The organism is Candidatus Aquicultor secundus (assembly GCF_002791875.1).
Taxonomy (GTDB): domain Bacteria; phylum Actinomycetota; class Aquicultoria; order Aquicultorales; family Aquicultoraceae; genus Aquicultor_A; species Aquicultor_A secundus.
Genome location: NZ_PFNG01000103.1, coordinates 1 through 1,305 on the forward strand (window position 1 = coordinate 1; position 1,305 = coordinate 1,305).

The following is a 1,305-nucleotide window of genomic DNA, read 5'->3' on the forward strand; positions in this document are numbered from 1 at the left end:
ACAACTATACCACTGAGTACAACGTTGGACACACCATGGGCTTTGGTATTAGCTCAGGTAAGTGGAAAGCGCCAGATGATACCTATCCGGCATATACCCCTAACTACTGGATGGGTGGTTTCTCATGCTTCGACTGCCACAGCCCGCATGCTAATCCACAGAGGTTGCTAGGTTATAATGATCAAGGTCAGGTCAAAGGCTTGGCGTGGGCGGATGCAAGGTACACGCCTCCTTATTATAATGGCGAAACAAGGTATTACAGCATCGTAAACCCGGGGCACGGCAGCGTAACTGATCCCCCGGGCGCTAGCATTAAGTGCATTGATTGCCATAAGAAAACTTTAGATGGCAATGGCAATTTTGCCACAGGATATTACACTTCGGTACCGCTGTATCTGTCAGGCAGCTGGCTTCTGGTTAAAGATGCAGACCGTGAGATTGCCACGACGAGTGAGACGATTGCCTATTACAAGATAGGTGATGCCGAGGGTGAAGCGGGGTCGATAGAGACTACCAGCATTGCGTTGGGCGCAGAGATTAGCGATATGATTTTTGCGTATTCTGAGCTAATTAACGGTGAATCGTCTGTAACAGCCGGTCTGCTTCACCAATACGATACTAACAGGGCATACCCGGTGAACAAAATCCCGATTGACTGGAATAGCCCGATAGGTATTGCGAAGTTGCCCGGGGGCAGTGATGCATATACTGTTCGCACATACCTCCAATCAGTACCGAACCATACGGGCGTCTGGAATATCAATGAGTTCTGCTCTGACTGCCATGATGGTAACGTAGGACTACACACCGTAGCAGCCCCACTATTCAGTGAGGATCGTGCGCTAAGGGATCAGACACAAACAGGTGGCAGTGGCGGTACTTTAGAGGCCACTAGCAATCCAATCGCTACCGATGCCACACAGTGGAAAGGCGAGTATGACATCGCATACGGCCACGATGAGAACTCAAGGCACTGCGGACGTCAGATGCAGTTCAATCCGGAGGATCTAGCTGTATTCGGTCCCCATTGCCGTAACTGCCATAAGGGTTCAAGCAGCTGTGGAAGGTGCCATAGCGAAAGTAGTGGTTTATCGAACAAACCACAGAAGGCGATTTACACAAGCAACTTAAATTATGCCGCGAACAATAATCTTGATCGTTTACCTGCAAGGTATGAACAAGCCTATGACCAGTGGGGCAACCCGATACCCGGTGTGCTCATAACAATTGATGAGTATCCCACAAATATAGGACAAGGACAGACAACGTATCATGTAAAACAAACAAGCACAGGCGAAGTGAATA

Annotated in this window: 1 protein-coding gene; it reads left to right on the forward strand. The window is 48.9% G+C overall.

Annotation, left to right across the window (positions count from 1 at the left end; all coding sequences use genetic code 11):
• A partial coding sequence (locus COY37_RS04390) for a hypothetical protein (RefSeq protein ID WP_286976336.1) occupies positions 1-1,305 on the forward strand: 1,305 nt, incomplete at both ends.